Consider the following 12,214-nt stretch of genomic DNA (forward strand, 5'->3'; position numbering starts at 1 on the left):
ATACGTTTAGGCTAATTGATCAAAATAAACCCTTAGGAGTCTAGCAAAAAAAACAACTTCCGACTTGTATTATTTATATCAAATTCGCCTTTCTGACATTTTATTTAGCAGCAGTTATCAATGTATTTTTTATTTAAAAATGAATAATCAACCCATTGATTGAAAAATCCAAAACTATTTCTATATTAGGATTAACACATGCCAACATATAAAGCTCCCTTACGTGACATCCGTTTCTTAATGAATGAGTTATTTGACTACCCTGCCCATTATGCAACCTTGCAAAATGGCGAAAATGCAGACCCAGATACCATTGAAATGATCTTAGAAGGCGCGGCAGATTACTGTGAAAATGTGCTTTCACCCCTCAATCAAAGCGGTGATGAAGAAGGCTGTCATTTCAATGATGGTGAAGTCACCACCCCCAAAGGCTTTAAAGCTGCCTATGACCAGTTTGTACAAGGCGGCTGGCAAGGACTTTCTTATCCAGAAGAATTCGGTGGCCAAGGCTTACCGATGTCATTGAACCTGATTAAATCTGAAATGATGGGCACCGCCAACTGGTCGTTCACCATGTACCCAGGTTTAAGTATGGGTTGTATGAACACCATCATGCAGTTTGGTACAGACGAACAGAAAAACACTTACATGCCGCATTTGGTTGCAGGGACTTGGGCTGGCACCATGTGTTTGACTGAGCCACAATGTGGTACCGACTTAGGTCAGGTCAAAAGTAAAGCAGAAGCCAATGCAGATGGCAGCTATAAAATTAGTGGCACCAAAATCTTCATCTCTGCGGGTGAACATGATTTAACTGAAAACATCGTGCACATTGTATTGGCACGTCTCCCAGATGCACCTGCTGGTACTCGTGGCATCTCCTTATTTATTGTTCCTAAATTCCTACCGACTGCTGACGGTGGCATTGGCGAACGCAATGGTGTGAGCTGTGGTTCGATTGAACATAAAATGGGGATTCGTGCCTCTGCAACGGCCGTATTGAACTTTGACGATGCGATTGGTTATCTGATTGGTGAACCCAACAAAGGCCTACATGCCATGTTCACCTTTATGAATACTGCACGTATTGGTACTGCGGTACAAGGTTTGGCACATGCTGAGTTGTCCTTCCAAGGTGCACTCCCATACGCCAAAGAACGTATGTCAATGCGCGCACTGTCTGGTAAAAAAGAACCTGAAAAAGTTGCTGATCCGATCATTTACCATGCCGATGTTCGTCGTATGCTCTTAACCCAGAAAGCCATTGCCGAAGGTGGCCGTGCCATGATTTATCATGCTGCACAAATTGCCGATAAAATGGCGGATGCATTGGCACAAGGCGATCAAGAAAAATTTGATGCCTATGATGACAAACTTGGCTTCTTCACCCCAATTTTAAAAGGCTTTTTAACTGAGCTTGGCTTAGAAGCTGCCAACCATGGTATGCAAATCTTTGGTGGCCACGGTTATATCAAAGAGCATGGCATGGAACAAATTGCCCGTGATGCACGTATCGCAACGCTTTATGAAGGTACAACTGGCGTACAAGCGTTGGATCTGATTGGTCGTAAAGTCTTGTTGTCTTCTAAAGGTAAAGTGGTGCGTGAATATACGGCTGAAATCTTAAGATTTGCAGGTCGTCATGCACCCAATAAATATATGCGTCGCTTCTCTTGGGATCTCACCAAAATCTGCGCACAATGGAATGCTTTAACGGTTCGTATCATGCTTGCAGCACGTAAAGACCGCGATATCGTTTCCAGTGCTTCGGTTGATTTCTTAATGTTCTCAGGCTATGCCATGATGGCGTATTTCTGGGCACAACAAGCGGCTGTCGCTTCTGAAAAATTAGAAGATGGCACTGGTAAAGAATCAGTTGAATTCTATAAAGCGAAAATTAAAGTGGCTGATTTTTACTTTGAACGGATCTTGCCACGCACCCAAGGTCACGCTGAAGCCATGGTTAATCCATCTCGCACCATGACCTCACTGCCTGCTGATCATTTTAGTTTTGATTACTAATTTGAACTGACAAAAAAGTCAGCCTCAAAGCTGACTTTCATTCAATAACAAAGCGCGCTACGGCGCGCTTTGTTATTGATGCTGTGTAATTCACGATACTATTATGCATCTACCCCAGTATTTACATCATTTTAGAAGCGATTTTAACTGCGGTACCACCACCAGGCACCACCATCGTCGCCAACTCCGCACTGAGTTCAATTAAATTATCTCGGGTAAAGGTTTGTTCAAAAGTATTCTTAAACCAATTACCACCTTCAACAATTTCACCAGTTAAGCCATCAACCTCAATCACCCCGACTTTATCTGTAGTCGACCAACGGTACTCGAATGCATATACCGGTCGAAAATACAGATGTAAAGCCGTAATTTCTTCAGCATCACGTTCAATCGTCGTAGCATTAATCACTTGATTCTGTAATTCAGAGCGCACCACACTGGTCAACTCATCAACCGACAACAATGGCTTGAGGACATTGTCCAACGCAACTTGTTGGACTTCTTCGTGATTAAATTTATTAATATATTCAATGAATGCTTTGGTTTTTATGCCACGCTTTAACCCATCAAAGTGTCCCGCATATTCAATCGAACGATGGCAATGCTCAACCACGGGAACATCTATTTTTGATTTATCCTGCTGACGAATAACTGGATAATTTGCCGACTCACTCGCTGTTGCTTTACTTGAAATCGCAGTCGCATGTGGATTGTGTACTGGAATGGCATAGGTGACTTCACAGGTATAATCGAGCTGACGGCGACTGGCGACATACCAAAAAGGTTCATAACGTAAGATTTGGTCTTTGAGCACCACGGTTTCATCGGTCGGCCGATTGAAGGGATTAAACTTATTTAAACCAAATGCATTGAGTTTCTTTTTCTCAGCTTGCTGTTTCGCTGATGCAAACTCAAAAACTTTACTAAAAACAAAAATTTTGTGATTTTCAGGCTTGGCTTCTAATTTCTGCATAGATTTCCCCATTTAAAATCTTATTATTCAATTTTAGTCAGCGTGCAGATCTAAACCACACAAGCCACACCTTATATATTAATTTTATTTATTTCAAATATTTAAATTTAACAAGTTGCATCTTACAGGGCTTAAAACTTTAAGGAGCTCAAACCGATTGAGCCCCTTGACGGTTTAACCTAAAGAAAGTTCTGCAATACAGTATTGAGAAAACCATGCGCATGTTCGGTACACGACAAGCGCTGTGAGTCATTCACTAACAACTGACGTTGTCTAAGCGATACCAAGGTTTCATCTATATCACTTAGGCGCAGTCCAGTGCGCTCAGCATACAGCTTGGCTGCAACCCCTTGATTTAAACGCAGCGCATTCATCATAAATTCAAAAGGCAATTCAGCTGCTTCAAGCTTTCTAAACTGCACATGTTCAGCCGGGATTTTGGCCAAATAATCTTTCGGCTGGCGGGTTTTTTGAAAACGATAAACCCCGTCTGGCAAAGTCACTTTGCCATGTGCGCCTGCACCAATCGCCAAATAGTCACCAAACTGCCAATAATTTAAGTTATGTGCCGACGGCCGTTCTTTTCGCCACGCTGAAACTTCATAATTCACAAAACCTTGCTCAAGCAGATAAGCTTCACCTTGCAACTGAATTTGTTCAAGCACATCCTCTGCTGGGAGAATCGGTTGGGTTCTAAAAAATACGGTATTGGGTTCAATGGTCAGTTGATACCAAGAGATATGGGTCGCGCCCTGTTCAACCGCAAGTTTTAAATCGAGTAGCGCCTGCGCCAAACTTTGTTCAGGCAGACCATGCATCAAATCGACATTGACCCGTGCAAAACCGGCTTGCTTGGCCAATTTAATTGCAGATAAGGCATCATTATTACTATGAATTCGGCCGAGACGTTTTAGATGGTCCGTGTCAAAGCTTTGCACCCCAATCGAAAGTCGATTAATCCCCGCCTGCAAATAACCTGCAAAAGGCTCATGCTCTAAAGTGCCTGGATTGGCTTCTAAGGTGATTTCACAATCGGCTTCAAATTCAAGTTGCTGTTTCAGTTGAGCAAATAACCAGCTATAGCCTTGCGCTGAAATCAGTGATGGCGTGCCTCCACCAATAAACACACTATGAATCAGACGTCCTTGGGCAAAGTCAATTTGCGTTTTAAAATCTTCGACCAAAGCCTGTAAATACGCTTTTTCTAAATCTAAGCTGAGTTTGCCATCGGGTACGGCATGCGAGTTAAAATCACAATAGGGACATTTCCGCACACACCACGGCATATGGATATACAAAGACAAAGGCACAGCAGCAGGATTGAGCGCGGTCAAGAATTTAACTCGGAAAAAAATAAAAACCGATTTTAACATGTCTGACTTGCTTCGCTTAGGTAATGTCATGAATTTGTTCTAGACTGTTTAGACGCACGATTGATCATCGTCTCATTTCAACAATCCTAACAACTAGAAGCATAATCCATATGAAAATAACGGCTCAAGTCTTGGTTCTACTGCCTTTTGCCATCGGTATCGGTGTGGCGATGGCCCTTCAAACTGCTTTGAATGCTCAACTGCGCAGTTATTTATATTCGCCCTTACAAGCGGCACTGTTGTCTTTTATTGTGGGCACCTTACTGTTAAGTCTGTTGGTGTTTTTTCAACAGAGCGCTAAACCAAACTTGAGCATGCTTGGGTTGATTCCGTGGTATCTTTGGCTCGGTGGTTGTTTAGGCGTTTATGCCATCAGCATGAGTATATATACTGTGCCCCAATTGGGCTTTCTCACGCTCAGCGGTTTAATTATTTTTGGTCAAATCGTCATGTCGATGCTGTTAGATCATTTTGCCTGGTTCGGTATTGAAAAAACCGAAATCTCTTGGTCACGCTGCCTAGGTGCCGTGATCATTTTTATTGGGGTGATGCTGACTCTACAGCGTTAAGACAAGTATTGTTTTCTCGCGTTACATACTCAAATTATTTGCTCGAATCACTTGCTCGAAGCGCTTTTTGATCTACCTGCTTGATTGAGGTCAATGCTCGCGTTTAATTTTTTAAATCTTTGGATATAAGGTATTTTCTGTGTCACATGTCACAACGAGCCGCTTTCAGCTCAAACAGCTTTTTCATCTGATGATCCCAATCTTGGTAACCCAATTTGCACAAGCCGGTTTTGGCCTGATTGATACCATCATGGCAGGTCATTTGTCTGCTGTAGATTTGGCAGCCATTGCAGTTGCTGTTGGCTTATGGATGCCGATTATGTTGTTGGCCAGTGGCATTATGATTGCCACCACTCCCCTTGTCGCTGAAGCCAATGGTGCACGGACTTTTGATAAAATTGGCAGCATTGCACGGCAATCGCTTTGGGTCGCATTTATTATTGGGGTAATTGCAGGACTCATTTTACAAGTCATGCCATTTTTCCTGCCGATGTTTGGCGTACCCGAAATCCTATTACCGAAAGCCAGTTTATTTTTACATGCCATTGGTCTCGGCATGCCCGCAGTCACCATGTACGCAGCATTACGTGGCTATTCAGAAGCCCTGGGCCATCCTCGCCCCGTCACGGCAATTAGTCTTATTGCATTAGTGCTCTTGATTCCACTGAATTTAGTGTTCATGCATGGCTGGGGCCCGATTCCCGCCTTAGGCAGTGCAGGCTGTGGCTTTGCCACTTCAATTTTACAATGGTTGATGCTAATTACCTTGGCAAGCTACATCTCAAAAGCCGAACGCTATCAAAAAACCCCGATTTTCACGCATTGGGAACCAATTGATGCTTATTGGGTCAGACGGATTCTATGGCTTGGCTTTCCGATTGGTCTTGCGATTTTCTTCGAGGTCAGTATTTTCAGTACCGCCGCAATTGTGCTCAGCCCACTGGGAGAAACCATTGTCGCAGCCCATCAAGTCGCGATGTCGGTCACCTCACAACTGTTTATGATCCCAATGTCTCTGGCAATTGCATTGACCATTCGTGTGGGGATTTATTATGGTGAGAAAAATTGGGCCGCAATGCGAAAAGTGCAACAGCTCGGTTTAGTGATGGGCACTGTTTTCGCTATTTTAACCATGTCCTTGATTTGGTTCTTCCGTCCAGAAATCATTGCGTTATATACCGATGACAATGCAGTTGGCCAAGTCACCATGTATCTGCTGTTATTTGCGATGGCCTATCAGTTAATGGATGCGTGGCAAGTGAGTGCGGCTGGCTGTTTGCGTGGTATGCAAGATACTCAAGCCCCGATGTGGATCACCATGTTCGCCTACTGGGTGATTGCTTTCCCAGTTGGGATTTATTTGGCACGCTATACCGAAATGGGTGCAAGCGGTGTTTGGGTTGGGCTAATTGTTGGTCTAAGCGTCGCTTGTGTGTTGTTGCTATCGCGCTTATATAGCAACAATAAACGTCTCTCACAGCAACAACATTAAGTCCTAAAGCAGCCCTATTCCCATTGCGGGAAAGGGCTGCTGTATACAATGCATCACCGTAGAAAAACAATCATACCAATACCGATTAGCACCAATACTACTCATACAAGTTGCTGATAAATATAATATTTAAATATGACCTCATCCTTAGACCATCCTCATGCCTAAGAAAAAAACCAGCCAGCATCGGACAATACTGTTTCTATTCGAGTCACAATATTTTAAATTCAGCCTATTTACATGTTGCATGCAACATGTAAGAATAAAAATTAAATCCAGTTCAGGAAATTATCCGTATTTAATTCTGACCAGTTTTGTCGTTTCGCTGATTCTTGGTGAATAAGTAATGTCGCGGTATTAATGATATGTGTCTTCATAAAAAGCGCTGCTTTTTCTGAATCCCCATGAATAAATGCCTGATGTAATTCAAGATGATCATTGAAGGTATCTAAGCAGTTTCTCGAATGAGGAATCGTAGCCGAACCTGCGATCAATACTTGGTTACGCGTATTACTAATAATATCAATCGCTTTTTGATTACCAACAATCTCTAAAAGTGCCAAATGATAATCTCTGTCAGCCTTTAAAGTGCCGGTGATATCTCCTGATGTGGCTTTTTGTTTGAACTCTGCAAAAATCTGATTGAGTTGTTCTACATCGTCTAGCGTGCGCACTTCAGTTGCTCTGCGAATCAAAGGGACTTCAAGCATTAAGCGGATTTGAAAAGATTCGATCATTGTTGAAAAAGATGTCGGTAAAATTCGAATACCTTTGTTTTTTTCAATTTTAACAATTCCAATCTTTTCAAGCATTTGAGCTGCTTCTCGAACAGGTGTTCTCGAGATGCCGCCCAGCATCTGACCCAACTCGGTGGCTGAATAAAGCACATTGAACTGTAGATGATTGTTGATAATTGCATCCTGCAGAATTTCAAACGCTTCTTCTGTCAATGTTCTTGGCTTTTGGATCAGTTTCATATTGTTTAACAAGGGAAATTATATGTCTAACAACCATTATGCCATCATCGGTGGTGGAATCAATGGACTCTCTGTGGCGCGTCAATTGCTTTTAGATTTTCCAGAAGCACAGGTCACGCTTTTTGAGAAAGAAACTGATGTGGCCATGCATCAATCCAGTCATAACTCGGGTGTGGTCCATGCAGGTTTGTATTATGAACCAGGTGGCTTAAAGGCGCGTTTATGCCGTCGTGGTGCAGAACTGGTACAGCAATACTGCCTTGAAAACAACGTAGCTTATGACGAATGCGGAAAGGTGGTTGTTGCCTTAGCCAAAGAAGAAGAAGGCCGCTTAGACCTGATTTATCAAAAATCATTGGCCAATAAAGTGCCTGATGTCCGCATCCTTCGCGGTGAAGAAATTCAAGATGTTGAGCCAAATTGTATTGGTACACGTGCACTTTACTCACCACGCACTGCAATTGTCAGTTATGGGGATATTGCTAAAAAAATTGCGGAAGAAATCCTGCAAAAAGGCGGAAAAATTGTGCTCGGTCGCAAGGTGAGCAACCTGACAGAGCAAAACAATAAAATCACAGTTCACTTCGATGACAATGATCATTATAGCGGTACATTTGACCGTGTCGTGACCTGCGCTGGCCTGCAATCAGATCGTCTTGCTGCCAATTCGGGCGATATTGAAACACCTAAAATTGTGCCATTTTTCGGTCAGTATTATGTGATTGATGAAAACTATAAAAATCATGTCAAAGGTCTGATCTACCCTGTTCCAGATCCAAACTACCCATTTTTGGGCGTACATTTTACTAAACGCATTGATGGTCAAATGACCATTGGACCAAATGCCTTTATTTCGTTCGGCCGTGAAAACTATAGCGGTAAAAAGTTCAATTTCTCAGACATTTATGACTTCTTGACCTACAAAGGTTTTTGGAAATTTTCTGCCAAAAATATGCCTGCTGCCATGCGTGAATTACGCACAGTCTTAAGTCAAACCAATTTTGTTGAAGAAGCAGCCAAATATGTGCCTTCTCTCGCCAGTGTTTCAGTCTCTCCTGCAACACGCGGTATTCGTGCACAAGCAATGGAATCAGATGGTTCACTCGTCGATGATTTTGTTATTCGTAAACAAGGAAATATTACCCATATTCGCAATGCCCCTTCACCAGGCGCGACATCATCTTTGGCGATTGCGGAATATATCGTTCGAGAAGTAATGAGTCACTAATCAAGACATAATCAAGGAGGTTGAAATGAATAACACGATAGAGACTGAAATCGAAAAAAAGAAACGCTTAAGGAAAGTGGCCACAGCCACAATCGTGGGCTCAATGCTTGAATGGTATGACTTCTACTTATACGCCACCATGGCATCTATTGTATTTGCAAAAGTCTTTTTTGATACTTCTGATCCCGGCACGGCAGCCATGCAAGCCTTTGCAACCTTTGCAATTGGTTTCATTGCGCGCCCGATTGGTGGCATATTTTTCGGCTATTTTGGTGATAAATTCGGTCGTAAAAAAATGCTCTTTGTCACATTCCTATTGATGGGTGTGTGTACAACAGCCATTGGTTTAATCCCAACCTATGACACGATTGGCGTTTGGGCACCTGTGCTGTTGGTGTTTTTCCGTATTGTTCAAGGATTGGGGGCAGGCGCTGAATTTGCGGGTGCAGCAATTACCTCCTACGAACATGCTTCTGAAGAAAAACGAGGCAGTCAAGGTGCATGGCCTGCGCTGGGTTTAAACTTGGGTTTACTGCTTTCATCTTTAACGGTTTTCTTACTCACGTTGAATGGAGATGAATTCTTAATCAATGGAGGTTGGAGAATTCCATTTATCCTAAGTTTTGTGTTGGTACTGGTCGGCCTTTGGGTACGTAAAAGCCTCCCTGAAACACCAGATTATGCAGAAGTAAAAGTTGAAAAGGTAAAATACAACCCGTTCAAACACATTATGCAAACCAATATGAAAGGCTTAGTGGTGGTCTTCGTCATTGCAATTGGCTATAACGCGTTGAGCTATATCTTTAAAACTTTCTCACTTGCTTATTTAACTCAATTCAAAGGCGTGAGTGCACACGTTACTTCACTTTCTGTGACCATCGCGAGTTTAGTGGCAATCTGTACCATTCCATTCTTTGGCTGGTTATGTGATCGCTGGAACAGTAAAAAAGTATTGATGCTGGGGGGTGGTCTATCTTTACTGTTTGCCTATCCTTTTGTAAAACTACTTGAAACCGGCAATGATATTTCGATTTATATTGCGGTCGCCATTGGAACAGGTATTTTAGCGCCAATGATGTTTGCACCACAGGGTTCGTTCTTAAGTCGTCAATTTCCAGTTGAAAATCGCTCAACAGGCGTAAGTTCTGGACGTGAATTAGGCACAGCAATCGCTGGTGGTTTTGCGCCACTCGGTGCTTTAGGTTTGGTTGCAGCATCTCCAACCCACTCAACCACAGGCGTGATTGTAATCTTAACCCTCGCGGCACTTTTGGTGGTACTGACCGCAGCATGTGATCAGGGCTATCGATTCTCCAAATATAAAAACTAAATTCTAGCCCCCAAAAGTACAGCAAATATAAAAATTAAAGCCTGAAAAGCATCCTTAAATTAGATCTACCCCATCTAATCAAAGGATGCTTTTCTGCCCTTCAGCGTGATCATACCCAATATCAACTCAAATCCTGCATCCAATTTATTAGGCTATACTTGTGCTAACGCACTCTGCTTTTATTCAAGAGATTACAAGTCATTAACATTTAGCGCTAGGCAGCTTACGATTTGTCACCTATGATCGAAAAGCAAACTGGATTGAAGTTTAAGGATTACAACGAATGGCAAAAAATAGCAGTTCACCGAGTCGGCGTTTCTTGAAGCTCGCCAGTATGACCGCGAGTATTGCAACCAAAACGGTGTCTAACTCTATTCGTAATCTCAACGCTGATGAAGAACAAAAGAATCAATCACGCAGCAAGCTTTTTCAAGATATTGGACTCCAGATCGCTGACACCTTGGGTGAAATGAAAGGTGCGGTCATGAAAGTGGGACAAATTGCCTCGCAATATAAAGATATCTTTCCACCCGAAGTGGCTAAAGCCATCGCTAAATTACAGCGTCAAGCACCCGCAATGCCTTTTGCTGATATTAAACAGCAAGTTGAAAGAGAGCTGGGCAAGCCCCTAGATCAAATTTTCACACGCTTTGATGAACAACCCTTTGCCGCAGCATCCATTGGTCAAGTGCATTGTGCCACCTTGCCAAATGGTGAAGAAGTCGTGGTTAAAGTACAGTATCCGGGCGTGGACCAAGCCTGTGAAAGTGATTTAAAACAAGTCCGTTTAGCACTACGCCTGATGGGTGTATTAAAAGTCGATAAGAAGTTACAAGATCGTTTATTCCAAGAAATCGAAAACAGTTTGCATGAAGAACTCAACTATGAGATTGAGGCACAGCACTTAGCGGTGTTTCGTACCTTCCATGAAACACTCGACAGCAAAATTATTATTCCGCGGGTCTATGCCGACTATTCTAGTCGTCGAATTTTGACCCTCAGCCTAGAAAAAGGCGACAGTATCGAAACGGCCAGTACCTGGGATCTTGAACTGCGTAATCAATTGGGGCGTCGCCTCATCCAAGCCCTTGGCCAGCAAATGTTTTTCTTAAAACGTTTTCACTGCGATCCACATCCGGGCAACTTTGCTTTCCGTCAAGATGGCAGTGTGGTGATTTATGATTTTGGTGGAGTTAAAACTTTATCACCGGATATCTTGGCACATTTTAAAACCTTGGTGCAGGCTGGCCGTCAGGGTGATATTGCCACCATTGAAAATCATTTACTTGCCTTAGATGCACTGGCTGAAAAGAATAAATTTCCTGCAGAACTGTATCATGCATGGTTAGAAGTCTTCTTGCGCCCCCTCACGACCTATTACGACTTTGCCGAAAACTCATCGCATCACGACGGCATGCATTTAGTCAAAAAATCATTAAAATACTGGGATGTATTTAAACCATCACCCGATACATTGATGGTCAACCGTACCATTTCAGGCCACTATTGGAATCTGATTCATCTCAAAGTGCATGATGATTTAACGGATACTTTTGAAGCATTATTACCACCACCCGCTCAGCACTGATTCTAAATTGCAGTCACGAATACCTGCAATACCATAAAATATCCCCGCAAATGCTGACAGTATTTGCGGGGATATTTTATGGTATTTTATTCACTTGGCTTTTACATATTCAGTTTTAACGATTAGATTTTTATAAGAATGCACTTATTTTAGTTGTAGCAGCATGTGGCATAGATAAAAACCCAATACCAAAAAAATCACCCCGACCACCACACTACTCAGTGCATAGGCCAACGCAATCCAGAGCTGTCCTTGTTTCAGCAGTAAAAAGGTTTCTAGGCCAAAGCTTGAGAAAGTGGTGTAGCCACCCAAAATGCCCACCATCAAAAACAAACGTGTTTCTTGTTGCAATACTGGGTAGCGCTGACTCAGTGCAAAGAAAATACCTGCCAATAAACAACCTGTCAGATTAATCCACCATGTTGGCCATGGAAATAGATTTTGAGGTTTGGCCAAAACCAAACTCAACGCATAACGAATCGTCGCGCCAATTGCCCCACCACATGCGACCCATAACCAACTCATTATTGGATTTACCTCATCATTATCAGTTCAGCGAACCACGACATGACCCAATTTAATTCCACCTAAACCGAGCAATACAACAATGTGTATAAGCCGCGATTTATCCACAATTTCAATTAGGATAAGTTAATTTACGC

Annotated in this window: 10 protein-coding genes; 6 read left to right on the top strand and 4 right to left on the bottom strand. The window is 42.6% G+C overall.

The genetic code is table 11. The features are described from left to right. The first annotated feature begins 198 nt into the window (after positions 1–198). Complete coding sequence (locus FD716_RS15485) at positions 199–2,022, top strand: acyl-CoA dehydrogenase C-terminal domain-containing protein (protein WP_139853151.1); 1,824 nt, start codon at positions 199–201, stop codon at positions 2,020–2,022. A gap of 121 nt (positions 2,023–2,143) precedes the next feature. On the opposite strand, the gene FD716_RS15490 is transcribed toward FD716_RS15485, so the two are convergent. Then, positions 2,144–2,995: a hypothetical protein gene (locus FD716_RS15490; protein WP_139853152.1), complete on the bottom strand. Its 852-nt coding sequence runs from the start codon at positions 2,993–2,995 to the stop codon at positions 2,144–2,146. A gap of 179 nt (positions 2,996–3,174) precedes the next feature. Then, a complete protein-coding gene (gene hemW / locus FD716_RS15495; protein WP_139853716.1) occupies positions 3,175–4,329 on the bottom strand; it encodes a radical SAM family heme chaperone HemW in 1,155 nt (384 codons plus the stop codon). A 149-nt stretch (positions 4,330–4,478) separates the two neighbouring features. On the opposite strand from hemW, the gene FD716_RS15500 reads away from it, so the two are divergent. Together FD716_RS15500 and FD716_RS15505 are read left to right on the top strand one after the other, a co-directional pair. Then, on the top strand, positions 4,479–4,937 hold the full coding sequence (locus FD716_RS15500) for a DMT family transporter (protein WP_139853153.1): 459 nt from the start codon (positions 4,479–4,481) through the stop codon (positions 4,935–4,937). Positions 4,938–5,127: 190 nt separating this feature from the next. After that, positions 5,128–6,429, top strand: coding sequence for an MATE family efflux transporter (locus FD716_RS15505; RefSeq protein ID WP_139853717.1), 1,302 nt, complete (start codon positions 5,128–5,130; stop codon positions 6,427–6,429). Between the two features lie 269 nt (positions 6,430–6,698). On the opposite strand, the gene FD716_RS15510 is transcribed toward FD716_RS15505, so the two are convergent. Beyond that, positions 6,699–7,406 (bottom strand): GntR family transcriptional regulator, encoded by a 708-nt coding sequence (locus FD716_RS15510; RefSeq protein WP_139853154.1) that lies wholly within the window; start codon positions 7,404–7,406, stop codon positions 6,699–6,701. Positions 7,407–7,428: 22 nt separating this feature from the next. Here FD716_RS15510 and lhgO point away from each other — a divergent pair, with 22 nt between their 5' ends. The 3 genes from lhgO to FD716_RS15525 all read left to right on the top strand — a co-directional run bounded on the left by lhgO (position 7,429) and on the right by FD716_RS15525 (position 11,552). Continuing rightward, the gene (lhgO, locus tag FD716_RS15515; protein ID WP_139853155.1) at positions 7,429–8,634 is read left to right on the top strand and encodes an L-2-hydroxyglutarate oxidase; all 1,206 of its coding nucleotides are present in this window, start codon (positions 7,429–7,431) and stop codon (positions 8,632–8,634) included. 25 nt (positions 8,635–8,659) lie between these two features. Beyond that, positions 8,660–9,964 (top strand): MFS transporter, encoded by a 1,305-nt coding sequence (locus tag FD716_RS15520; protein ID WP_139853156.1) that lies wholly within the window; start codon positions 8,660–8,662, stop codon positions 9,962–9,964. Between the two features lie 283 nt (positions 9,965–10,247). Continuing rightward, complete coding sequence (locus tag FD716_RS15525) at positions 10,248–11,552, top strand: ABC1 kinase family protein (RefSeq protein ID WP_139853157.1); 1,305 nt, start codon at positions 10,248–10,250, stop codon at positions 11,550–11,552. A gap of 144 nt (positions 11,553–11,696) precedes the next feature. Here the strand turns inward: FD716_RS15525 and crcB are convergent, their stop codons facing one another. Next, positions 11,697–12,077 carry a fluoride efflux transporter CrcB gene (gene crcB, locus FD716_RS15530; RefSeq protein ID WP_139853158.1) on the bottom strand — a complete coding sequence of 127 codons (381 nt, stop codon included), beginning with the start codon at positions 12,075–12,077 and terminating at the stop codon, positions 11,697–11,699. Positions 12,078–12,214 lie beyond the last annotated feature (137 nt).

Source organism: Acinetobacter pullicarnis (genome assembly GCF_006352475.1).
GTDB classification, from domain to species: Bacteria; Pseudomonadota; Gammaproteobacteria; order Pseudomonadales; family Moraxellaceae; genus Acinetobacter; species Acinetobacter pullicarnis.

Bases quoted from the DNA above. Each gene is read 5' to 3' on its own strand.
- FD716_RS15505 (WP_139853717.1), top strand. From the start codon at position 5,128: ATGATCCCAATCTTGGTAACCCAATTTGCACAAGCCGGTTTTGGCCTG.
- FD716_RS15485 (WP_139853151.1), top strand. From the start codon at position 199: ATGCCAACATATAAAGCTCCCTTACGTGACATCCGTTTCTTAATGAAT.
- FD716_RS15520 (WP_139853156.1), top strand. From the start codon at position 8,660: ATGAATAACACGATAGAGACTGAAATCGAAAAAAAGAAACGCTTAAGG.
- FD716_RS15525 (WP_139853157.1), top strand. From the start codon at position 10,248: ATGGCAAAAAATAGCAGTTCACCGAGTCGGCGTTTCTTGAAGCTCGCC.
- lhgO (WP_139853155.1), top strand. From the start codon at position 7,429: ATGTCTAACAACCATTATGCCATCATCGGTGGTGGAATCAATGGACTC.
- crcB (WP_139853158.1), bottom strand. From the start codon at position 12,077: ATGAGTTGGTTATGGGTCGCATGTGGTGGGGCAATTGGCGCGACGATT.
- FD716_RS15500 (WP_139853153.1), top strand. From the start codon at position 4,479: ATGAAAATAACGGCTCAAGTCTTGGTTCTACTGCCTTTTGCCATCGGT.
- FD716_RS15510 (WP_139853154.1), bottom strand. From the start codon at position 7,406: ATGAAACTGATCCAAAAGCCAAGAACATTGACAGAAGAAGCGTTTGAA.
- FD716_RS15490 (WP_139853152.1), bottom strand. From the start codon at position 2,995: ATGCAGAAATTAGAAGCCAAGCCTGAAAATCACAAAATTTTTGTTTTT.